The organism is Paenibacillus sp. OK003 (genome assembly GCF_900109515.1).
GTDB lineage: Bacteria > Bacillota > Bacilli > Paenibacillales > Paenibacillaceae > Paenibacillus > Paenibacillus marchantiae.
The window spans coordinates 207,787-230,668 of sequence record NZ_FOBD01000003.1; the positions used below are offsets into that span (position 1 = coordinate 207,787).

The following is a 22,882-nucleotide window of genomic DNA, read 5'->3' on the forward strand; positions in this document are numbered from 1 at the left end:
GCAAAAAAACAAGAAGACAGCCGATCACGATTGGCTGTCTTCTTGTTTAATTAACCGACAGGATAGTTTTTTTGGCAATAGCGTGCAAAGATCATATTCATATGTTGGTTTTGCAAGCCGAATAACGGTCATCACGCTACAACTTCTGGTGATGAACCTGATTGGAATAAGTGAAAATGGAGTCTTAATCTCCAACAGATTCACTGTTGAAATCTAATGTACTATTAAGGATACAATATACCTTTAATATAATTAATTGAAAGGATGATTACGATGGCTATTCAACACGCGAAAGATGAGTCGGAGTAACGGGGATATGGCTCAGTTATCGATACAAGGAACCGATTATTACAGCCTGGTCTACACCGGGTGTGGCGTTTCTCGTTTCAGCATTAGCGGTAACCCCTTATCCAGAAGCCATTGGCGCTTACATGATTTCGGCAGTCGGATTTATTATTTTAGGTTGGTCAGGCATGTTTGAACGGTTCGTTCGACTTATTCCCCCAGGCATCGCCTCCGGATTGTTAGCGGGTATTTTGCTACAGTTTGGAATATCGGCCTTTGGAGGGGCGAAGGTTGATCCTGTGCTTGTAATTGTATTGTTTGCAGCTTATATCGTACTAAGACGGTTTACTTCCCGTTACGCGATTGTTGGCATATTGGCGATCGGTTTGATTTATTTGATATGCATCGGAAAAACAGACTTCAGTACGATCCAATTGGCGGCCGCTTCGCCTGTATTTGTTGTTCCGGCGTTTTCGTTAAATGCTTTACTTAGCATCGCGTTGCCGCTGTTCATTATTACCTTGACAGGGCAGTATATGCCCGGAATGCTTGTTTTACGTAATGATGGATTCAAGATCCTATTTTAGCCGTAACAGGTTTGGGTTCACTTCTTGCAGATCCATTCGGGTCACATGCTTTTAACGTGGCAGCCATTACAGCAGCGATTTGTACAGGGAAAGATGCACATGAGGATTCAACAAAGCGGTATATTGCAGTTATTGCTTGTGGTGTTTTTATATTTTTGTCGGCATTTTTGGTGTAACATTGGCTGCTCTGTTTTTGATTCTTCCTGCTAGCTTTATTGCAACGTTAGCGGGACTAGCCATACTTGGGACAATTGGTGGCAGCCTCGCTAATGCATTAACGGACCCTAAAGGACGTGAAACCGCAGGTTTGCATCCTAATCCGGTGCCGCATGCACATTTTGTATCAACTACCACGCACAAGACCTTGCGAGGACCACGGGGGGGGGGGGAGCCATTTTGTGTCGGGAGCCGTGGGCACAGGCGATCAACAAAGCTGTATTTCCGGCAATTCAGGGTGGTCCATTCATGCACATCATAGTGGGGAAAGCGGTGGCATTTGGTGAGGCATTGCAATCCGATTTCCAAACATATATGGAGAATGTTCTGAATAACGCCAAAGTATTAGCAGAAACATTAATTAATGAAGGACTCACCCTTGTATCAGGAGGAACAGATAATCATATGGTGTTGGTTGACTTACGAACTATTGGCCTTACAGGCAAAGAAGCCGAAGCCATACTTGATGAAGCAGGAATCACGGCGAATAAAAATGCAATTCCTCACGATACAGCAAGCCCGTTGGTCACGAGCGGTATTCGTTTTGGGACTCCGGCTATGACGTCCAGAGGACTTGGAGCCAGGGAAATGAAAGAAATTGCTCAGCTCATAGGGCTTGCTTTCAAAAATCCTAAGAGTTTGAAGGTAAAAAATCATATTTTAGGTAGTGTCCGCGAAATTACATCACAATTCCCTCTTTATGAAGACCTAAAATAGTTTAACAGCAGACATATATGTAGCCTGCAATTGTTCCTGATGGATAACAAATGCAGGCTCTTATTTGCTCGCTTATATTGCAACTTACTTTTTTTGAACAGAAGAGATATACCGTAAGTTAGTAGGCTATACCTACACGTGACTGTACATACTCGCTACACGTTATTTGCTGATAAGCAAACTCCGCAGTATCGATTACAGATATAGAAGTTCCACCGTCTGGCAAGTAGTCACGCTCAACCCGGTACATACCGAGAGATTCTCCATCATACAAGTAGGTAGGGCACACGATTGTCCATTCTAACTCTGAATCCTTGAGAATGTTGTAAACCTTCAGATGCTCCTCAGCTGCTCTCGTGGACTTGCGTTTGGAGCTGGGAGATTGAAAACGAAGCAAGCCAGGATCAGTTCGACTTTCCAATATTCCAGCCGTACCAATGGTAATGATTCTTTTGATGTGCTCCTGAGCCATAGCCTCAATAATCAATCTCATGGATTGAGATAATGTAGTCGTTCCATCAGTGCTTAAGGAACTAACAACGAGGTCCACACCCCGTATGGCGTGATGAATATCTTCTTTGACTAAAGCGTTTCCTTGATGCAGAACGAAATTGTGATCGCTAATTTGCCCCTTTTCCGGGCTTCTAACCAGTGCAGTTACATGATGATTGGAACGTAGGGCATTCGAGACAAAATGACTTCCAACCCGTCCGGTGGCTCCTAACACTAAAATTTTCATCACAAACATCCTTTCGATTCCGATTGGAGAGCGTGTTCTCCATCATAGTACAATCTGTGCAAGTCGATGTATGCCTTCCTCAATCTGATCCTGATCCACTTTCGCAAAACCTAATATCCATCCTTTTCGATGACTCTCCAAGCAATATCTGCTAAGCGGATACACGCGCATACCTTGATCAAGGGCAGCATTCGTCAGCGCTTCTTCGTCAAATGACGTTTCAGATTCTAGAAGCATATGTAATCCCGTTTCCACACCACTTAATGTAAATCGTGAACTCAGCCCAGAAGTAACAATGGCTTTTGTCATCACTTCGTGTCTGCGTCGATATATGTTCCGAACTCTTCTCATATGGCGGATAAAATGACCACGCTCAATAAAATGAGTTAGCGTTAATTGTTCCATAATCGGCAGATGCCGATAGGTTAATTCATGAACTTGGGTAAGGCGATCGATGGCTTTTTTGGGTCCAATGATAGCGGATAGTCGAATGCCAGGTGCAATCATTTTGGAAAAACTCAACATATAAAGCGTATTCTGAGGTTGCTGATTGAATATTGTGGACAGCGGATCACCGCGGTACCTAAATTCGCTATCGTAGTCATCCTCAACAATCCAATATCGATGATGAGCTGCCATGTGCATTAATTGTTGCCTGCGTGGCTCCGACATAATAACGCCAACCGCGCATTGATGAGAAGGCGTGACAAATACGAGTTTGGTTTGTGGGTGAATACGATCTACACATAACCCAGACTTATCAACCGGAACGGATTCGACTTGCATTCGTCGGTTTTTCATCGCCATCCAAGCGGCAGGGAAGCCGGGGTCCTCTACGGAAACTCTGTCTCCTTCATTTAAGAGTGCCTGGGCAATTAAATCGATGCTATGTTGTGCGCCCGAGGTTAATAAGATTTGGTCAACTTCGATATGAATGCCTCGTTCAAGTGACAGATAACGTTGAATCTGTTCTCGTAACGGCAGTAACCCTCTGGCATCTCCGTAAGCCCAAACGTCCAGATTGGTTTCAGTGGAAACCTGTAAAAACGATTGTCTCCAGGTTTTTGTAAAAGTTTTGTCTAGATAGGGCTCGTGGGGATTAAAATCAATTTCTACTTTTCGGTTATCTCTGTTTCCGAACCAACTATGCAAATGACCAATCGAATCGTTTAGCACAGGGAGTTCCGGAGGAATAGGTCCTTGGATCGTGACATCCTCTGATGAACGAAGTGCATATGTCCAATTACTAACCCTTGTCCCGGCGCGACGGGAGGTTACAGTATATCCTCGACTGAATAATTCCTCGTAAACAATTTGTATGGTTGACCGTGAAACGCCAATTAATTGAGCAAGTTCACGTGATGGAAGTAGCAATTCGCCTGGCGGCCATTTACCAGTTGTAATATTATGAATGGCTTGGTCAAGAAGTTGCTGCCAGATGGGGCGGTGGTCATTTCGATTAACTTTTAGCATTGACTCCAGTGCTCATGCTGACATTATGGATTGCATATTTCCATATTGTTATGGACAATTTAGACAATCCATTGATTGATATACTATCATGACAATGTCTAATCAGTCTTCTCCTTGTTTATTCACTAACAGGTTAGCAGACACTTTTTTGGTATTTGATGAGTATACTTAAGGTGATATCAATCTTTTTTCCTAAATTCATACAAAAAACAGTTTTAATTCTGATATAATAGATACTTTATGATTTAGATGCTGAAGGGAATGATAGATGAGAATGAGTAGGTGGAATGTTGCGTTTTATTCCGTTGTATTTGTATTTGTGCTGGTAATGTTGTGGAATGAACAATCTGTTTTTCTTATCGTAGGAACGGTGATGGTCGCCACACTTATTGCGTTTACGATTCACGTTTTGTACCCTATGGCTTGGGAAACCCGGATGGACCGTGTGGAAGCTTTTTTACGTAAAAATCATCATACGCCTTATATTTATATTTTTTATGTGACTGCCAACAGACTGGATGATGAAGTCGAGATCACGATGGAAAAACTAAGAAAACAGACGACGATAAAATCGAGGCAAGCAATATATCAGGCAGCTTACGGTGCTTATCGCAAGGACATCACTGCCGTTCGGCAAGCGGTACCCCAGATGCGCAGATCAGATTTTCGTACATATTACGAGACGTTTTTACTTTTGGAGGAAGAGAAGAGTGAGCAAGCAAGGGAGCACCTGAAATCGATTAGAAGACAATGGATGCGATCTGCACTTCTTGCTGAGTTAGAACGCAAATTGGGGCGTCGCGAATTGGCTATCCAGCACGCTACGGAAGCGATGAATGCGTCCAAAGGTGTAGAGCGTTACGCGTTGACTAAAGAATATGAAAGGTATTATGCAGATGAACAAAAAGCACTATAAATGAACTACAGTGATGGAAGCATTATAGTTATTAGCCGAGTAATGGTGTAATTTCTTGTCCATCGAGATTAATTCTCGATGGACAAGAAACGGTTCAACTTTAATAGTGGCAAGTTTGGAAATATGCCTTCGTTAGGCAAGATATCATTGAAAGTCACATTTTTGATTCCAACGGCTTTCTTTCCCTCAACAACTTCTAAGATTCTATCGACCAAAAGAAAGGGATATCTATGGGGAATAAGATCTTTAATTTGATTAAAATCAAGCATGGATTTCTTCCTTTAATATTGGCTTACAATGAATTGGTTTGTGAAGCAGAAATAATGTTTGCATTTAATTCTATAGAGGCATTTAACTAACGGGAACGATAGTTGAATATAACCAGTCTATTTTATTTAGTGGAGATAGCAAGGGAGGTGGGAAATAGCTATGCGTAAAAAAGATAGGAACGTAACAGGGATTGTATTGGCCGTAATTTACTGTGTTGTTCTTTTTGAGATTTTAATTGATGCACCCCCTGGTGAAGCTCCAAATAATCCGCCTTGGGCATACGCAATGATTCCACTTGGAGTTGTTGCAATCACCTTTCTCTTTGATTATGTGATCAAGTTCGATTTCTTCAAAAAAAAGAAAGAGTGAAGGTAGTGTTATAAATGACCGGAACCGTAGTACTAGAATTTCGAAGTGAGGGTAAGGGCTACAAATAGATTGAACTTGGTGGTAAACAGTGTTACTCTAAAAGTCTGTGTTTGATAAACCATTTAATAATAGTCACCATTTTAGTTGTAAAGAAAGGTAACACGATGATAAAAGTTGATAACTTATCCTTCTCATTTCCACAAAAGGAACTATATAATAACATTTCATTTACGTTTGAAGAGGCACAACATTGTGCTTTTATCGGAACTAGCGGCAGTGGGAAAAGTACACTGATCGATATCCTGATGGATCCGGAAAGATATTTGTTCGAGGGCAAGTTAGAGATAGACCCAGATTGCAGAATCGGATATGTGAGTCAGTTCTTGCAAGTTGAAAAAACGAAAGAAATGACCGTTTTTGAATATATCGGAGAAGAATTCATCAAGATACAAGATGAAATCACAGCCATATATGCGGAGATGGCTACCACGTCAGATATGGATTCGCTGCTGAAAAAGGTTCAATTGGCTTTGGATGCCTTCGAGGCGATGGATGGGGATAATTTCGAAAACACCATTAATAAGCAGCTAAACCTGGCCAACCTCATGAAGCTTAAAGATCTTAGTATATCCGATGTGAGTGGTGGGGAATTCAAACTAATTCAAGTGATGAAGGAAATGCTCAGTCGTCCAGACTTAATGATTATGGACGAACCCGATGTATTTTTAGACTTTGAAAACCTAAACGCGCTTAAAAAACTCATTAATTCCCACAAGGGAATGCTGCTCGTTGTTACGCACAATCGATATCTGTTGAATCATTGTTTCAACAAAATTATACACCTTGAAAACACGGAGATCCAAGAGTTTGATGGGCGGTATATCGATTATAACTTCTCGCTGCTTCAGACGAAGATCGAGCTGCAAGAAATCGCGGTTGCTGAAGCTGAAGAAATTGAGAGATACGATCACATCATCGACAATCTTAGAGAGATCGCTACGTATAATTCGGAAGCTTCCAGAGGCAGAGCGTTAAAAGCCAGAGTCAAGTTTCAAGAGAGATTGGAAGCACGTCGAATCAAAGAGCCATTTGTCGATATCAAGCAGCCGAATATCCGTTTTGGTATCGATAAGGAAATAGAAGACACCGTTGTGGTTAACATCAATAATTATAGCGTTTCATTTGACGAGTTGCTTTTGGAAAATGTGAACTTCGAGATCAAATCGACAGATAAAGTAGCCCTGATCGGTCCAAACGGTACCGGGAAAACGACTTTACTCCGAGAAATCTTTAAAAATAATCAGGATTCCATTGAAATAAATGCTGACGTTAATGTGGCTTATTTATCTCAGGTTCAAGGCGAAATGCTAAAAGATTCGAATACAATACTAAATGAATTCATAGATGCCGGGTTTCAAACTTATGATGAGATTAGATCGTATCTTTCAAACTATGGCTTTGAAGGAGAAATCCTTGATCAAAAGATCGAGTCTTTATCTGGTGGAGAAAAAAACATGCTTCAATTGGCTAAAGTTTCGGCCAGTAAAGCCAACGTATTGCTTCTTGATGAACCGACAAGCCATTTAGATATCTATACACAAATCGCACTGGAGAAAGCTATTGAGGACTACAAAGGTGCGATTCTCATGATTTCTCATGATTTCTATTCTGTTGTTAATGGTATGGATTATGTTTTAATTATTGAGGACAAGACGATTAGTAAAATGAGTATACTAGAATTCAGACAGATGATTTATGCGAGTCATTTTAATGAAGACTATCTAGAAATTGAACAAAATAAAAAGTCTGTTGAAATGAAAATCGAATTGGCTTTAAAAGATACTAATTTTGAGCTTGCAAAAGGTTTGGTTGATGAGCTGGAAGAGCTGATTAAGTTGCTATGATGAACACTTTAAATTGGCTTCAGAACTGGTATCTTGAAAACTGTAATGGTGTTTGGGAGCATTCATACCGTTTGAGTCAATTAAAGAAGAGAGAAATGAAGAAGATTGGTTCTATTGTATTGTGAGAGATGGAGTTTTTCTTGGTGCAGGGGGAGCAACAAATTTAGAAGAGATACTAGATTCCTTTAAAACTTGGGCTTCGAGTTTGGAGAGAAGTTAATTATGCAGTAACCGAGGATGAGACCTTGAATGGCTAAATGCCTTTCAAGGTCTTTTTAAATTTTTTTATTAAGATATGTCCAGTATTAATACGGTGGAGGTTGTAAAACCATGAAAGATACAAAACGCAAACGCATTAAATTGGGAGATCTATATGCCATACCTCTGCCTAATGGTAAATTTGCATTCGGAAGAAGACTTAAAGATGCAAGTATAGCCATCTATAACTATATGGGAAACACCTTTGAGGATAAGCCGCAGCAAGAGAGTTATCAATTTATTGTTGGTGTTTATGATGATATTTTAAAATCAGGTGAGTGGCCTGTCGTAGAAAACCGACCTTTTGTAAATGAAGAAGAGGCTTGGCCACCTCCTGCATGTGTCATTGATCAACTTACAGGTGAGTATTCAATTTATTAAAAGGACGAGATTAAACCTGCTGACATAAAAGAATGCGAAGGATTAGAGATCGCAGCTGTTTGGGAAGCACAACATATTGTTGATAGGATAATGGGGGATAATACATGGCATAAGGATCCCTTTAAATAAGCTAATTCTGAAAAGGTCGTATAAATTTAGGCTTGGTGATTTAGTGGACCATAAAGTCCATGGAGATAGTGAAAGGAGACAAAGATGTATAGTTACGACGAATTCATCGAAGATTTAAATCTAGGACATGAAATAGAATTTATCTTGAATGATACTCATTTCTTAATTAGTTATAATGAAAGTGGTTGGTACTGTATTAAGGAAAATGAAGAAGCACAAATGAAGTACGAATCGGTTGAACAACTATTAAATCAAGTTAAGATTAAAGGTAAAACATTAAAAAGTTTATGGGGTAATATAATTGTGAGTGACGTATTTTGACTGAAATTATGAAACAATACCTCACTGTACAATAGCAAACAGATAAACGATGAGAATTTAAAAGAAGCGAAAGAATAAGTGCTACAATCGTTGAAGTATCAGTAATCAAAGCTATATACGAAAATAATAAATGTATAAAGTCACCATCTATTCATATGAAAGCTTTGGGCATTGTCTAAAATTCAATAAAACTAAAGTATTACGCCAAGAGCAAGTTAGCTAACAGGCAGGAAGACACAACAACGGGAAGAATTCATTATTAAGAAAGTTTTAACAGTGAGGTGTCGTGAAGATGGTTCATCAAATGGGTTTGTATCAAGAATATTTCAATTCAATAAAAAATGGAAAGAAAAAGGTTGAAGTACGATTAAATGATGAAAAAAGACGTAAAATTAAAGCTGGGGATACTATCGAATTCGTTGCAGTCCCTGAGAATACTGAAACATTGAGAGTTAAAGTAGCTGAGTTAAGAATATACAGTACATTTAAGGAGATGTATGAGGACATACCTTTTAGTGAATTCGATTGCGAAAGCTGGACGATGGAAGAAATGCTCAAAGGTACTTATGAAATTTATACTCCAGAACAAGAAAAGCAGTGGGGAACATTGGCTATCTTGATGCGCTAAAATATTTAGCTATCGGGAAACGATGCTTCCATCATTACACGAAAGTAGTCAGGTTAGTGGATCAGCTACCTTCATTGCATTAACGGTTAGTTTAATTGATAAGGTATGGTGAATCAGGATTACAGTCATGTGGCTAGATAAAAGCACATTAATATAAGACTTCGCTTGAATGTACCAATGTTGATTAGAGTATTTATCTGTTTCATTAAGCTAACGGACAGGATAGTTATAAACCAAAAAAGCGACGATTGGTGTTTTTGGCTTTAACTAGTATGGCAAACACCGTATTATTAACGAAGACGGCAGCGGTTGAGTATAATCAAAAGGGATGTGCGTAATGCCGTTTGTTCAGTTACAATACATATGGATTAGGTTAAGAGTCACAGATAAATTAAATAAAGCCCATCGAATCGGGAGGATTGGTACGCCTCATGAGGATTTGTTCGAGCCGGGCGGATCGGATGTGGTTCGGAGAGAGGGCGCTACTGGACAATTACCTGGAAAGCGGTCAGCAGGAGGCCTTCCGTCAGGTGGTCGCCGAATGCAACTACATAAATTATGAATGAAGGAAGGTATAGAAGATGATACGAGAAATTAAAGAGCAATTCACTGAAGAGATCCTTATCGAAGCAATAAAGCGATATGACATTAATAATGATTCCGTTCGTTTATTGGGCGGTTATGAAAGCTTTGTTTATGAATATCAGAAAAACAATGCATTTTTCATATTAAAAATCTCACATACAATTAGAAGATCAAGAAGTAATATACGGGGTGAAATTGAATTTTTAAATTTTTTGTCGAATAAAGAACTGGCAGTTGCAAATGCTGTTCCATCGACCAGGGGAAATATGGTTGAAGAAATTGCTACAGAAAATGGTTCGTTCCTAGCCATTGCATACGAAATGTCTCTTGGAAAAGAAGTGTCGGATGAAGATTGGAATGAATCGCTTTACGAAAAATGGGGCGAATTTCTGGGGAAAATCCATCATGCCACAAAGGATTTTGAATGGAGTAATCCGGCGTTTAAACGACAAGCCTGGGAGCAAGAAGTCCAATTAAAGGCGGAGAAATACCTTCGACCTGATGATGTAATGATACCAATTCTAAAAGAAAGATTAACAAAACTTACTTCTCTGCCCAAGTCCAAAGATACATACGGTTTGACTCATACTGATTTTCATCAAAGTAATTTTTATCTGCATAACGGAGACATTTATTTGTTCGATTTTGATGATTGCGGTTATACGTATTTCGTAAACGATATTGGGATTACATTGTATTATGCACTTTCTTATCCGTTTAAGGAATTTGAAAATAAAACGGAATATTATAAATTGTTTTTCCGCCATTTTATGAAAGGATATCTGAAGGAAAATACAATCCAAGAAGAAGAAATAGTATATTTACAAGATTCTATCAAACTTCGTCATGCATTGCTGTATATTTATTTTCATCAAGCAAACGATGTTTCAAATTTGAATGAAGAATCAAAGAACTGGTTAAAAGAGCTTCAACGAGTAGCCGCTTCTGATGACCCTATGCTGCCGATTGATTTTGTTCAAGAATTTAAAAGCATTTATAATAGTATTCACTAATCTGGGAACATCACATTTTACTAACGTAGGGGCTGACTCAAGGGGACTTTTATTTCATTGTAAACAAAATTTCGCCGTTTTGTTCATTACGGTGAACTATCACAGTTTAATCGGTAAGGTTCATTACGCTAACGAGAAACGATAGCTCAATAATACAAAGAAAGCAGCTGATCAATGTGATCGGCTGCTTTTGTTCAACTAAACGACAGGTCAGTTGATTATTAGGTATAGAAGCGAAATTGAGTTGTCTATATGATCAGAACTTGTTCAGATTAGAAATTCATAAATGTTTGAACGGTCGTAACGCAAGTCTATAAAAATCTGCCCAACCATAAGCGTTTGTTTGCATTCCTATTAAACGTTTATCGTAGTATGTGGACTGATTTAGATGGTACAAAAACAATACTGCCCGTTTATTTCTAAGCCATTGTTCCGTTTCTTGGGTCATTTGAATCCGTTTGTTTGTTTCGGGCTCGTTTTCGATCTTACGCAATCTAATGTTTAGATGCTCATAAATCTCCGCGGATAGGTGCCTACGTACGACATGACGATCGTCAAACATAAGACGTAAGAAAGAAATAACTGAATTATCATCAACAACAGCGTTAGCTATTACCAGATCGGCAGCATCGATAATCTCTGGACGAATAAACTCTTCATAATCTCGAACTTCTACGTTAATTTTTATTCCATATATAGCGCATTGTTCGCTAAACCAGCGCGCGTTTCGTTCAAGGGAATCACCCAATATATGATAGGTCAGAATTGATAGTGTTTGTTGTGGATGAAAGGGTGGTTCTTCTAGAAAATCTGGTTCTGGTTGTAAATAGCTGGGCCCACAATTAGGACATTCAAGCCTTAATATATGTTCGGAGGTGATGCTCCAATCAGGAAAAAAACTATAAGCAGGGCTATAGATATGATTGTTGAGACCTGCATTCATGCGATGTGGATTGGCTACACGACTAAGCCAATGACGAAAATCGTCAGATTCTAGAGGTCCTGGCTTGTTTAGTTGAAATGTCATATAAGTGCATCCCGTTTCTATTCGTTCAATGTCAGGCGGTTGATTGTTTCGCGGGTGAAGTTGAAATGGATGAATATAGGGAAGCGTGTCCCCAGCTAATTCCTTTAGCGGCAATGAACGATAACGGGTTTCCGGTAAGATCCACAGTTCAACCCGATCGAGCTGAGCTCGTCCCGAAAAATAAGCAGGAAAGGCCTCAAGAACAGTTTGGGAGTCATCGTTCCCAACCACTCGGAACGGGCCACTTCCAATGGGAAGACGTGCAAATTCCTCAGATGAACGTTTGGCCGAGGAAAGGGGAAGAATTGAAGCACGTGGAGAAGCGAGCAGTTGTGGAAGAAGGTGATAAGGTCGTTTTAGACTTATTTCAACACAGTATGGGCCTAAGGCCCGAATTTTATCTAATGGAAGCTCAGTCCATTCCGTTCGCCCAAAATTTGTTGATGTTATTCGTTCAAGAGTGTAAACAACATCCTTCGCTTGGAGTTCCGTATTATCATGAAAGAGTATCCCTTTACGTATGTAAAAAGTCCATGTACTCTCAGTATTATCGATTTCCCAGTAATAAGCCAAATGAGGAAGGATTTCGTTATTTTCATCATTCTTGATAAGAAGCGTATCAAAGAGTTGCCGGGCCATATGCCACTCCGTACGCCGAAGTGTAAAAGCCGGATCTAAATTAGTCATACTTCGATAAAAGGGAAGACGCAGCGTGTCTAATTGATAATGTTCATTCTTATCTACGCGGTAACCATACTGTCCCTCTAGCCACTGTACAAATCTGCCACGTATTACATCGTCCACGTGGTGGTTCTCAAGTAATCGTATTCCATCATGAAATCTTCCTTTAATCGTTGCCTCCTGGGCAAGTGCGAGCACTACATCCGCTTCCGAAGTTAATATAGTCAGCATTGAGCGATTACCTCGTCCGCGTCCTGGGGACCATGCAATCCATCCAGCCGTACATAAACGACGGATGATCCACTTTACATTACGTGGTGTGCAGTTCCATACTGTGCCCAACTCCTGTAATGTCGTTTTCTGTGAAATATGCGCTTCGAGCGTGTTGAACAATTTTTTGAGATTGAAGAAATGTTCCGATAACTGCAGAAGATTCACCTCCAAATAAAAGGGGAAGTTTAAAATTTAAAAGTATACTCTTTTTATTTCCCTTATTTTAACTACAATCATAACATACGAACCATAAGCGCAGCTAAATAGGGAGGAGAATGTTATGGAAATGAAGCGAGCGATTATTATCGTCAGGCTTTAGCAAAGGCAAAAGAGTGTATCAGAGAATTATTTCACTGTTCATACAGAAAGAGGTGGCTGTGTTGACTATAGGAACAGTTAAAGATCATTATTTTCTACCCATTGGTGCAGCCGTTTTGGTCACCTTACTGTGGTCGACATCCTACATCTTGAATAAAATAGCTTTTCAAGATGCTATTGGACCTTTTACTTTAGCTGGATTACGATACACTGTTTCTACAATTATTTTGGTACTCGTTCGGTTGATTCTGGTACATCGAAATAATATAGCACCAGAAATGGATATTCAGAAGGAAAGAGGACGTATTAAATTACGACCATATTATATCATTGTTCTTGGAGTAACTGGATATATAATGGCACAGGGACTGCAGTACGCGGGGCAAATGCTGATTACACCAACACAGACGAGCATGGTACTCTCAGTTGGTAACACTGCTGCTTTAATTATACTAGATGTTTTTTGGCTCAGAGAGTTACGTGGTCGCTCATCTTTTTTAGGCATATTGGTAGCAATGGCTGGAGTTGTCGTTTTCTATTTCCCTTGGGATTTTGGGGGAGGCCACTTCAGTGGAATTGTTCTAATACTCGCTTCTTGTGCTGGGTATGCTATCCATCTGGCACTAACGAGGCACTTACTTAAAAACGGCAAAGCGAGTCTGGGTGATCTGGTTCTCATGCCCATGGCGATTGGTGCCTTTGGGATGTTAGTAATCGGGCTCATTTTTGAAGGTTTACCAAGCTTCTCTTGGCCACTTGTCGGTATCATACTTTGGCTTGGGATTATTAATGGTTCATTTGCATTCTCCTTATGGACTTGGAGTCAAAAGCACTTGCGAGCCTATGAAAATAGTCTAATCAATAATTTGATGCTATTGGAGGTAGCTGTATTGGATGTTCTCATCTTACATCGTAATTTATCGGTTGTTGAGGTGTTTGGACTACTAATGGTAGGTTTAGCTGTAGTATTCGTGCAAATATACTCTCATTTTAAAAGACTTACTCAGTAACTTTCTTAAGTTTTAAACAGTTAAAAGGTTATTTTATCGTTAAAGACATAGTGGAAAAATTTTGAGACTTATGTGATCTCCGTGAATAGAAAATCGTGTTGGCAACTATTAATTAACGAGATGATAATTGCTTAACTTACTACATGGCAATCATCGAAACCCTTCCAAGCCTTTTTTTGGAGAAAGCGAGAACTTATCAACTAATGGGAAGGGAGGTCAACTTGGGTCAAGTATAGGTGGATTTAGGTTTGAGGTTCAACCTCTTTCATTGGTGTTGGATGAAATTCACAGAGTTTTAGAAGACAAAGGGATCTTTGTGTGCATTGAATTAGAGAAGTCGGAGATGTCTAAAGCTCCAAGGGTTTCATCGGAGGAAATGGAGGAGGAAATCGTTAAAGCAGGTTTTTCAGTTATTGATACGTTTCATTCACCAACGCAAATTGCTAACCAACCCGTCTATATCATTATTGCACAGAAGAATAAATAAGAAAAAAATGAAACTATAGGTAGTCGTACACAGAATATAGCCACTGGTGGACAAGCACTAATAATAGTCACCCATTTAGTTATGAGTAAGTTTAGATATAGTTATTTTGTCTTTCTTTATAGTTATTTAAGGATAACGATCATTCCTCTAAAATAGATACATACAAAAGATGCCTGATATCGACGACATATGAAAAATGTTCACCAAGTATTATGAGAGGCTCTTAGCAACGTTTATATAAAAGGATTAGAAGCTCCGTTGTAAATAGAGATCCTGTGGAGGAGATAGCATATGAAGAGGGTTGTGAATCCATTTTTACCATTAAATGAATATATCCCGGATGTAGAGCCCCACGTCTTTAATGACAGGGCCTATATGTATGGTTCCCATGACAAAGAGGGAGGTACTACATTTTGTGAGCTGGACTATGTCGTTTATTCTGCCGATGTGAAAGACCTGACGGATTGGACATACGAAGGAACGATTTATAGTGCCTCGCAGGACCCGCATTCAACAGAGGTTGTAAAGGGTGGAGGAGAACGAAAGTACTTATACGCACCAGATGTGGTGCAAGGAAACGATGGAAGATACTATTTGTACTACTGTTTGGCAGCGCACTCGGGTAAGGGAGGATTCAATGGACCGATTTCTGTCGCCGTCTGCGATACTCCTGCTGGAAAGTATGAATACTATGGAGATGTTAAATACCCGGATGGCAGTCTCATGCTTCGCTTTATTCCATTTGACCCGGCGGTCATCAATGACGAAGGAAAAATCTATCTTTACTACGGGTGGGCGCTTCCAGTAGGGCCGACGAATAGCAAACTGGTAAAAGGCATTTATAATAAAGTTATGCAAGGAATGCTCCATAGAACCATGGATGAAATTAAATCAGAGGCGCAGGGCATCATGGGGGCCAATGTGGTAGAACTTGAGGCAGATATGCTAACTGTTAAAAGTGAGCCCAAACGAATTATACCTTGTGAGATGGAAGCCAAAAATACGGATTTTGAAGGACATGCTTTTTTTGAAGCAAGTTCTATACGAAGGATTGGATCAACATATTACTTTATCTATTCTTCTTTTGTAAATCATGAACTCTGCTATGCTACAAGTATTTATCCCGACAGGGACTTTCAATATAGTGGAGTCATTATTTCCAATGGAGACATTGGGATGAATGGCAGAAATCCTAGAGATCGACTTGCAATCACGGGAAATAACCATGGAAGCATCGAATGTATCGATGGTAACTGGTATATTTTCTATCACAGACATACACATATGAGTTCTAATTCCAGACAGGTATGCGCAGAACGAATCATCATTCTGAACGATGGTTCCATTCCACAAGTTGAAATGACTTCGTGTGGCCTGAACGGAGGACCATTGGAAGCATCAGGGGAGTATCCAGCTGTTATTGCCTGTAACTTGACAGATGGACGAATGCCTCACTTGACTAATGGAAGCAGTAAAAAGATAAAACCACACATTACACATCGGGCTGATGAACGCTTCATTACTAATATTAGCAATAGAACGCTTATCGGTTATAAATATTTTAATTTTCAAGGTACAACAAGACTCACTGTAAAGACAAGAGGCCAGGGAAGTGGAACACTGATTATCTCGGATGAGCCGGGAAAAAAACGTGCTGCAATCAAAGTCGATGCATCGGATGCTTGGACATTAAGTAGTGTGCTTATAGAACTAAAAGGGACGCATGCTTTGTATTTCACATTTTCTGGGAATAAGAGCATTGAGTTTCTAAGTTTTTCGTTTGAAAAGTCAGAGGGGTAATGTGAAACTTGTTAGAGCCAGCCAATAAGCTGGCTCTTCTCTATGTAATTTAAGGATACCGTCAATACTGATGGGTACTCTGTCATTACGTTTATCTGGTGCGGAATTCCTGTGGAGTACAACCATAGTGCTTTTTAAAGATTTTAATGAAATGCGGAGGAGCCAAAAATCCGAGCTCCTTGCTGACATCTGCAATTTTCAAGTCGGTGTTTAACAGGAGATATGAAGCGCGCTTCATACGTAAATGATACAAATAATCTCCTATGGTCTCGCCGGTAACTGTCTTGTATACCTTGGACAGATAAACTGGATGGAGGCCAACATGTTCAGCAATCATCTGCAGTGAGATGCCCTCAGCAAGGTGCTCCTGAATATACGTCCTGACATTTGAAGTAATTTGCTCATGGGCATTCTTCAATTGATGAGAGGTCTTTTTCCGACGCAGATCAATCATTTTCTCTGCCCATATATATATTCGTTGGCTGGATAATTGGCTTTTCTTTCTGATTAGAACATCAAACTCTTCGCCAAGAAGCTCCTCAACCGTTGCTTCCTGTGACTTAAAGGATATGGAAAACGTAGAAGACAGATAGAGCAGAACCATAAATAATTGATCATGCGAAAGCTCTCTTCTGGCATCATTCAAAAATAATATTCTGGCAATTTTGCTGACCGCCTCGTCCCAGTTCCCCGATTCCAGCAGATTGGGCAACAAAGGGGGCTCGTGCAGATTAATCAAATTTTGTTGTTCATGAGATTCGGTGTCTTTTTTGTCTAAAGTAATGAAATAACTTTTGTTTTCGCCAACATTGCGGTTGATGGCAGACACGGAAGCCATGTACAGCTCTGATACAGATTCAGGAAAGGTATGCTCTTTACTCAAACATATCGATACTGCACCCTTCAGGAACTTTTGTACATTATTTTGCAGTCTGATCGCATAGGAATCTACCGAGTCGAGTACGTTACGGTCATTATTTTTTATTAGGAACACAAGGTAACCCTGATCCGTAATGCAGTGCCATAATTTAAAAGGATTCTGAAATACCTCTTCCGTTATATTGGAGACGGCGTACTCTAACAGCGATAAAGATCGGAGATCATAGCCGGAGAATTCTTCCTCCATTCGAATGACCATCATCTTGAATGGATCGGCCGATCTAAACGGGAGATTCAGCATACCCAGCCGCTCTGCAAGAATGTGATCGCTCATGGCTTTGTTCTGAAGAAGATCATTGAGAAGCTGGTTCCGAAGCAATGGCAAATTGGCGTGAAGGGCATGCTGTATTTGTTGAAAAGAGCTGATTTCTTCCCATTCGTGCTCGATATCTTGTATCGCAGCCGTTACGGAATGAATCAATTCATCGGTATCAATCGGCTTGAGAAGATAGTTCGCTGCCTGATACTGGACTGCTTTTTGGGCATATTCAAATTCATCGTGACCCGATAAAATAATACAACGTATTTTATGAGAAAACTTTCTAATCTCCAAAATCAGTTCAAGACCATCCATCTCAGGCATACGAATATCCGTAATCATAATATCAATCGCGTGTTTGGACGCAATGTCCAAAGCTTCAGCGGCAGAATATGCTCTGTGTACTTCCTGGATGCTGTGTTCTTCCCAGGGGATGGTCAATGCCAGGCTATCAACTACTGATTTCTCGTCATCCACAATTAATAAATCGTACATAGTTTTTCCCCCTCTCACAACAAAGTTGACTGTACCACTTATTGTAGAGTGGAGGTGGACTCATTTCAATGGATGAGCACTCCAATCACCTCCGATCTTAAGATAACGATACTCATCTTTAGATATCCTTATCATTCAGATTGCGTTATGCAACATTAAGAAAGAGATATTTCAATCATTTTTTCTTTCCCGTAGTATAGACATGAAAGCTTAAACGCGCGGTGGGACATACAAGGATCTGCTGTTCATGAGGAGACCCTGCCGGGAGATGAAGGAGTGTATAGAAGATGAATCGTGACATCAAACAACTGGTAAAGCAATTAACCTTGACTGAAAAAGCCGAGCTATGCTCAGGAAGTACGTTCTGGACTACACAAGCTGTAGAAAGGTTAGGAATTCCTTCGATCATGATGACAGATGGTCCTCATGGATTGCGTAAGCAAGCAGGCGAGTCAGATCATCTGGGTTTGAACGATAGTGTTCCTTCAACCTGTTTTCCTTCAGCCGTTGGCCTGGCCAGTTCATGGAACCGTGACCTTGTTCAACTTGTAGGAGCGACGATCGGAAAAGAAGCACAGGCAGAAAATGTAGCCATTCTGCTCGGCCCAGGGGCAAATATCAAGCGTTCCCCACTTTGCGGACGCAACTTCGAATATTTCTCCGAAGACCCCTATCTGACTGGAGAACTGGCCGCTGCTCATATCACAGGTGTTCAGAGTCAGGGAGTCGGAACGTCTCTGAAGCACTTTGCAGTAAACAACCAGGAGCATCGCCGCATGACGACAGATGCCATTTTGGATGAACGGACATTAAGAGAAATCTATTTGACCGGATTCGAGAAAGCAGTCAAACAATCACAGCCATGGACGGTTATGTCTTCATATAATAAGGTCAATGGAACGTATGCTTCCCAGCATGAGTACTTACTCACTACTATCCTGAAGGAAGAATGGGGTCATGAAGGTTTTGTTGTCACCGATTGGTCTGCGGTGAGTGAAATTGCACCAAGTATTGCAGCAGGTCTGGGGCTTGAGATGCCATCATCCAACGGAGAAGGACCAAAACAGATTGTAGAAGCGGTAAACCGCGGGGAGCTGACTGAAGAGCAATTGGACCGTGCCGTGGAGAGACTTTTAGGTGTCATTTTCAAAACGGTTGATAACAGCCGTCCCGATACCACTTACGACCAGGAACAACATCATCAGATTGCCAGAAAAGCAGCAAGTGAAACGATGGTTCTATTAAAAAATGAACATCAAATTCTCCCGCTAAAAAAACAAGGCAACATTGCTGTCATCGGAGAGTTAGCGGACAAAGTTAGATATCAAGGCGGGGGCAGTTCCCATATCAAACCAACCAAGCTGGATAGTGCCTTTGAACAGATGGTCCAGCTAGCTGGATCTGACGCAACAATAACATATAAGTCAGGTTACAACCTCAACTCTGATGAGAGTGCTCCGACTTTGGTAGCCGAAGCAGTTGAATCCGCAAGAGCAGCTGATGTCGCCGTGTTGTTCATTGGTCTGCCAGACCGCTATGAGTCCGAGGGATATGATCGAGAACATCTGGATATTCCGGTGAACCAGCAGGAACTTATAACAGCCGTTGCTGCTGTCCAGCCTAACGTGGTGGTTGTGCTCAGCAATGGCTCACCTATTGTTATGCCTTGGCTTAACAATGCAAAAGCTGTACTTGAAGCGTACCTGGGTGGACAGGCTGCAGGAGGAGCAATCGCTGATCTGTTATTCGGAGAAGTTAATCCCAGTGGGAAGCTCGCAGAGACTTTCCCGCAATCCTTAAAGCATAATCCATCTTCGCTGTTCTTCCCTGGTGATGGGGATCGGGTCGAATATAGAGAAGGCATTTATGTGGGTTATCGCTATTATGACGGCAAAGATATTGAACCTTTATTCCCCTTCGGTTATGGTTTGAGCTATACTCAATTTGAGTATTCACAGCTGAACGCAAGCCAAACGGAATTCAAGGATACAGATATAATCACTGTTACGGTTAACGTGAAAAACATAGGGCAACGGTATGGTCAAGAAGTGGTACAACTATATGTTCATGATCGGCAGACAACCGTTAGCCGCCCTGAAAAAGAACTGAAAGGTTTCGCCAAGGTTTCTCTTGAGCCGGATGAAGAGAAGACTGTTACTTTTACTTTAGATAAACGAAGCTTTGCGTATTACAATATTGACTTGAAGGATTGGCATGTTGAGAGTGGTGAGTATGATCTCCTGATCGGTTCTTCATCTCGTCAAATCATCCTGCAAAAGACCGTTCATGTAGAATCGACTTCACCTGAAATCATTCCAGTCTACGACCGTAACACAGCCCTGGGAGAATTACTCTCTAATCCGAAAACCATGGCTGTACTGGGACAATTGCAGGGATTTGCTCCACAAGGTGCTGAAAATGCCCACTCAGATGCAGTCTCTTCAGAGATGATTCAAGCATCCATGCGTTATATGCCACTGCGAGCTCTTATTCCTTTTACGGGGGGAGCACTTACAGAAGAGTTACTCTCACAGCTTCTTGCAGGCTTGAATGCAGCCGTGCGCCAGTAAAGAGTAGATGAACTAAAAAGCAGTAGACAAAGTGGAATCGTCCATAAGAATGACTTATGGGCGATTTTCTTATACTATTATTACATAGCAAGTTAATGATGTACGAAAGGGCATGCACTAAAGTACATATAACCCATAGACAATCCGTAATATAATGACTGGATGAGAGGTGATTCCATGAAACATATGTCCAACCACCCCGGCTTCCTTCAATCAAGTATGGATGAGGATTATGACAAGATTACGTCCTCCCGTCTGCCCATTATCATATGGACCGTACTGGTGACCATCGTCACTGTCGCGTTACAAACTATGTCTGTTCCCCTCCTGGTGCCCACCTTGTTTTTTATAATGATTATGGTCATTCACATGTATCTATACTGGCGTGTGAACGATATTATCAACCGTTCCAGAGCACTGTATCTAATGATCCAGGGAAGCCTTATTTTTGGGAGCTCGATCATCATGCCCGATGGGCTTCCCGTCATACTTATTGGCTTGATTCCTGTATTAATAGGGCAAAGCGTAGCTATTTTTTTTGAAACCAAAAAGGTGGTTTTTGTAGCTTTTGTTCTTTATCTTTTCTTTTGCCTGATTACCTTGTGGATCAAGAATGTACAGGATCTTGCATTGTTTATCCCGTTACTTATGCTTATGATTGTCGTTGTTATGGCGTATGCGCTCCTTTACTATCGGCAGGTTAATGCCAGGGTTCGTACGCAGACATTTCTGCGTGATCTGGAACTGACCCACCAGAAGGTGGAAGAGCTGACGCTGGCCAACGAGCGTCAACGAATGGCAAGGGATCTGCATGATACGTTGGCTCAGGGGCAAGCCGGACTAATTATGCAATTGGAAGCGATAGACGCATATCTGAGCCGAGGGAACATCGACCGAGCTCATGAGATTGTTCTGTCATCCATGGGACAGGCCAGACAGACACTGGGCGATGCGAGAAAAGCGATTGACGATCTAAGAACCCGAGCTACACCTGCCGTCAACTTTAACGAGGCGATTCATGATCAACTGCAACGCTTTAGATTAGCGACAGGAGTTGATGTCAATTTGGAATTTAACATAAAATCTGTTCTGTCCGGAGCTAAAATGGAGCATGTATTGCATATGTTGAGTGAAACACTGACCAACGTGGCACGTCATGCGCAGGCCAGTAGTGTATCCGTAAACATTTGGGATAATCATCAACAATTTCACATGGTTATTAAGGATAATGGAAGAGGTTTTAACATTGGAAAAATTGGTAAAGAGACAGGACATTACGGCCTGATCGGTATTCATGAGCGTGCTAGGCTTATAGGCGGGCAAATTCATATTGAGAGCAACAATGAAGGTACTACAATAGAGCTGTCTGTACCTGTATAGTATGGGAGGGGAAATAATGAAGCATAAAGTTCTGATTGTAGATGATCATTGGGTTGTACGTGAAGGCATGAAATTAATCCTGGGGACCGATGACAACTACGATGTTGTCGGAGAAGCCGAGGAAGGAAACGCAGCGTTGGAACAGATGGAAGCGCTGAAACCAGACGTCATTCTGATGGATCTGAATATGCCCGGAGGATTGAGTGGACTGGATACTTTGAAGATCATGAACGAAAAAAACATACAGATTCCCGTAATTATTTTGACCACATATAATGAGGACGAACTTATGATCAATGGGCTGCGATTGGGAGCCAAAGGATATCTACTTAAGGATACAAGCAGAGAGAATTTATTCCGCACACTGGAGTCTGCTCTGCGTGGGGAGACACTGCTGCAGCCTGAAATAACCGCCAGAGTATTTGCATATCGGCACAAGCCCGCGGCAGAAGAGAAACCGAAAAACGCACTATCGTTGACTGAGAAGGAATTAATCATTCTTCAGGCAGTGGCCCGGGGCCTTCGCAGCAAAGACATTGCTTTTGATATGGGAATGGCAGAACGAACCGTTAAGGCACAGTTGACCAATATCTATAACAAACTGGGCGTAGATTCACGTTCGGAAGCTGTCGCTGTATCCGTGGAAAGGGGCATCTTACATTTGTAAATACATTTTATATTAATATATTATTTTCCATATCAATGGTCAGCGAATACTAAAAGCGCCCATTGGTGCTTCCCAAACGTACATCAAGGGCATGCCCTTATGTACGTTTTTTCTTGTTCAGTTTTAGATATGATGAAGTCACGAGGTTGTCCAACATCAAGATGGCCCAGATCTGTAGCAACGAA

At 40.9% G+C, this 22,882-nt stretch carries 18 protein-coding genes and 3 pseudogenes; 16 read left to right on the plus strand and 5 right to left on the minus strand.

Annotation, left to right across the window (positions count from 1 at the left end):
• Nucleotides 1–299 precede the first annotated feature (299 nt).
• Both BMW94_RS05805 and glyA read left to right on the plus strand, forming a co-directional pair.
• Nucleotides 300–1,176: pseudogene (locus BMW94_RS05805) on the plus strand (benzoate/H(+) symporter BenE family transporter); the annotation flags it as partial.
• Nucleotides 1,174–1,805, plus strand: a pseudogene (gene glyA / locus BMW94_RS30385) (serine hydroxymethyltransferase); the annotation flags it as partial. The pseudogenes BMW94_RS05805 and glyA, both read left to right, overlap by 3 nt.
• Before the next feature lie 118 nt (nt 1,806–1,923).
• Here glyA and BMW94_RS05810 read toward each other — a convergent pair.
• Nucleotides 1,924–2,544, minus strand: coding sequence for an NAD(P)-dependent oxidoreductase (locus BMW94_RS05810; RefSeq protein WP_090995632.1), 621 nt, complete (start codon nt 2,542–2,544; stop codon nt 1,924–1,926).
• A gap of 42 nt (nt 2,545–2,586) precedes the next feature.
• On the minus strand, nt 2,587–4,017 hold the full coding sequence (locus tag BMW94_RS05815; protein WP_090995635.1) for a MocR-like pyridoxine biosynthesis transcription factor PdxR: 1,431 nt from the start codon (nt 4,015–4,017) through the stop codon (nt 2,587–2,589).
• Nucleotides 4,018–4,285: 268 nt separating this feature from the next.
• Between BMW94_RS05815 and BMW94_RS05820 the strand changes: the two genes are divergently transcribed.
• Nucleotides 4,286–4,933, plus strand: a complete 648-nt coding sequence (locus BMW94_RS05820) for a hypothetical protein (protein ID WP_090995638.1) — start codon at nt 4,286–4,288, stop codon at nt 4,931–4,933.
• A 101-nt stretch (nt 4,934–5,034) separates the two neighbouring features.
• Here BMW94_RS05820 and BMW94_RS05825 read toward each other — a convergent pair.
• Nucleotides 5,035–5,202: pseudogene (locus BMW94_RS05825) on the minus strand (3-hydroxyacyl-[acyl-carrier-protein] dehydratase FabZ); the annotation flags it as partial.
• A gap of 160 nt (nt 5,203–5,362) precedes the next feature.
• On the opposite strand from BMW94_RS05825, the gene BMW94_RS05830 reads away from it, so the two are divergent.
• The 7 genes from BMW94_RS05830 (at nt 5,363) to BMW94_RS05860 (ending at nt 10,791) form a co-directional block, all read left to right on the plus strand.
• Complete coding sequence (locus BMW94_RS05830) at nt 5,363–5,572, plus strand: hypothetical protein (protein WP_090995641.1); 210 nt, start codon at nt 5,363–5,365, stop codon at nt 5,570–5,572.
• 164 nt (nt 5,573–5,736) lie between these two features.
• Complete coding sequence (locus BMW94_RS05835; RefSeq protein ID WP_090995646.1) at nt 5,737–7,476, plus strand: ABC-F family ATP-binding cassette domain-containing protein; 1,740 nt, start codon at nt 5,737–5,739, stop codon at nt 7,474–7,476.
• Between the two features lie 121 nt (nt 7,477–7,597).
• A complete protein-coding gene (locus tag BMW94_RS30850) occupies nt 7,598–7,696 on the plus strand; it encodes a hypothetical protein (RefSeq protein ID WP_254790146.1) in 99 nt (32 codons plus the stop codon).
• 110 nt (nt 7,697–7,806) lie between these two features.
• The gene (locus BMW94_RS05845) at nt 7,807–8,115 is read left to right on the plus strand and encodes an Imm26 family immunity protein (protein WP_217648178.1); all 309 of its coding nucleotides are present in this window, start codon (nt 7,807–7,809) and stop codon (nt 8,113–8,115) included.
• 213 nt (nt 8,116–8,328) lie between these two features.
• Entirely contained in the window at nt 8,329–8,565 is a 237-nt protein-coding gene (locus BMW94_RS05850; RefSeq protein WP_090995649.1) for a hypothetical protein, read from the plus strand.
• A gap of 292 nt (nt 8,566–8,857) precedes the next feature.
• Nucleotides 8,858–9,193, plus strand: coding sequence for an ASCH domain-containing protein (locus tag BMW94_RS05855; RefSeq protein WP_090995652.1), 336 nt, complete (start codon nt 8,858–8,860; stop codon nt 9,191–9,193).
• A 581-nt stretch (nt 9,194–9,774) separates the two neighbouring features.
• Nucleotides 9,775–10,791 carry a phosphotransferase enzyme family protein gene (locus tag BMW94_RS05860; protein ID WP_090995654.1) on the plus strand — a complete coding sequence of 339 codons (1,017 nt, stop codon included), beginning with the start codon at nt 9,775–9,777 and terminating at the stop codon, nt 10,789–10,791.
• 280 nt (nt 10,792–11,071) lie between these two features.
• Here the strand turns inward: BMW94_RS05860 and BMW94_RS05865 are convergent, their stop codons facing one another.
• Entirely contained in the window at nt 11,072–12,937 is a 1,866-nt protein-coding gene (locus BMW94_RS05865) for an ABC transporter substrate-binding protein (protein ID WP_175480591.1), read from the minus strand.
• A 215-nt stretch (nt 12,938–13,152) separates the two neighbouring features.
• Here BMW94_RS05865 and BMW94_RS05870 point away from each other — a divergent pair, with 215 nt between their 5' ends.
• The 3 genes from BMW94_RS05870 (at nt 13,153) to BMW94_RS05880 (ending at nt 16,387) form a co-directional block, all read left to right on the plus strand.
• Nucleotides 13,153–14,100, plus strand: a complete 948-nt coding sequence (locus BMW94_RS05870; protein WP_254790133.1) for a DMT family transporter — start codon at nt 13,153–13,155, stop codon at nt 14,098–14,100.
• Nucleotides 14,101–14,227: 127 nt separating this feature from the next.
• Nucleotides 14,228–14,587, plus strand: a complete 360-nt coding sequence (locus BMW94_RS05875) for a class I SAM-dependent methyltransferase (protein ID WP_090995660.1) — start codon at nt 14,228–14,230, stop codon at nt 14,585–14,587.
• Between the two features lie 291 nt (nt 14,588–14,878).
• Entirely contained in the window at nt 14,879–16,387 is a 1,509-nt protein-coding gene (locus tag BMW94_RS05880; RefSeq protein WP_090995662.1) for a family 43 glycosylhydrolase, read from the plus strand.
• A gap of 91 nt (nt 16,388–16,478) precedes the next feature.
• Here the strand turns inward: BMW94_RS05880 and BMW94_RS05885 are convergent, their stop codons facing one another.
• The gene (locus BMW94_RS05885) at nt 16,479–18,080 is read right to left on the minus strand and encodes a response regulator (RefSeq protein WP_090995665.1); all 1,602 of its coding nucleotides are present in this window, start codon (nt 18,078–18,080) and stop codon (nt 16,479–16,481) included.
• 287 nt (nt 18,081–18,367) lie between these two features.
• On the opposite strand from BMW94_RS05885, the gene BMW94_RS05890 reads away from it, so the two are divergent.
• The 3 genes from BMW94_RS05890 (at nt 18,368) to BMW94_RS05900 (ending at nt 22,697) form a co-directional block, all read left to right on the plus strand.
• Nucleotides 18,368–20,650, plus strand: a complete 2,283-nt coding sequence (locus BMW94_RS05890) for a beta-glucosidase family protein (RefSeq protein WP_090995670.1) — start codon at nt 18,368–18,370, stop codon at nt 20,648–20,650.
• 177 nt (nt 20,651–20,827) lie between these two features.
• On the plus strand, nt 20,828–22,030 hold the full coding sequence (locus BMW94_RS05895; RefSeq protein WP_090995673.1) for a sensor histidine kinase: 1,203 nt from the start codon (nt 20,828–20,830) through the stop codon (nt 22,028–22,030).
• A 16-nt stretch (nt 22,031–22,046) separates the two neighbouring features.
• Nucleotides 22,047–22,697 carry a response regulator gene (locus BMW94_RS05900; RefSeq protein WP_079697502.1) on the plus strand — a complete coding sequence of 217 codons (651 nt, stop codon included), beginning with the start codon at nt 22,047–22,049 and terminating at the stop codon, nt 22,695–22,697.
• Nucleotides 22,698–22,882 lie beyond the last annotated feature (185 nt).

Bases quoted from the DNA above. Each gene is read 5' to 3' on its own strand.
- BMW94_RS05810 (WP_090995632.1), bottom strand. From the start codon at position 2,544: ATGAAAATTTTAGTGTTAGGAGCCACCGGACGGGTTGGAAGTCATTTT.
- BMW94_RS05815 (WP_090995635.1), bottom strand. From the start codon at position 4,017: ATGCTAAAAGTTAATCGAAATGACCACCGCCCCATCTGGCAGCAACTT.
- BMW94_RS05820 (WP_090995638.1), top strand. From the start codon at position 4,286: ATGAGAATGAGTAGGTGGAATGTTGCGTTTTATTCCGTTGTATTTGTA.
- BMW94_RS05830 (WP_090995641.1), top strand. From the start codon at position 5,363: ATGCGTAAAAAAGATAGGAACGTAACAGGGATTGTATTGGCCGTAATT.
- BMW94_RS05835 (WP_090995646.1), top strand. From the start codon at position 5,737: ATGATAAAAGTTGATAACTTATCCTTCTCATTTCCACAAAAGGAACTA.
- BMW94_RS05845 (WP_217648178.1), top strand. From the start codon at position 7,807: ATGAAAGATACAAAACGCAAACGCATTAAATTGGGAGATCTATATGCC.
- BMW94_RS05850 (WP_090995649.1), top strand. From the start codon at position 8,329: ATGTATAGTTACGACGAATTCATCGAAGATTTAAATCTAGGACATGAA.
- BMW94_RS05855 (WP_090995652.1), top strand. From the start codon at position 8,858: ATGGTTCATCAAATGGGTTTGTATCAAGAATATTTCAATTCAATAAAA.
- BMW94_RS05860 (WP_090995654.1), top strand. From the start codon at position 9,775: ATGATACGAGAAATTAAAGAGCAATTCACTGAAGAGATCCTTATCGAA.
- BMW94_RS05880 (WP_090995662.1), top strand. From the start codon at position 14,879: ATGAAGAGGGTTGTGAATCCATTTTTACCATTAAATGAATATATCCCG.
- BMW94_RS05885 (WP_090995665.1), bottom strand. From the start codon at position 18,080: ATGTACGATTTATTAATTGTGGATGACGAGAAATCAGTAGTTGATAGC.
- BMW94_RS05890 (WP_090995670.1), top strand. From the start codon at position 18,368: ATGAATCGTGACATCAAACAACTGGTAAAGCAATTAACCTTGACTGAA.
- BMW94_RS05895 (WP_090995673.1), top strand. From the start codon at position 20,828: ATGAAACATATGTCCAACCACCCCGGCTTCCTTCAATCAAGTATGGAT.
- BMW94_RS05900 (WP_079697502.1), top strand. From the start codon at position 22,047: ATGAAGCATAAAGTTCTGATTGTAGATGATCATTGGGTTGTACGTGAA.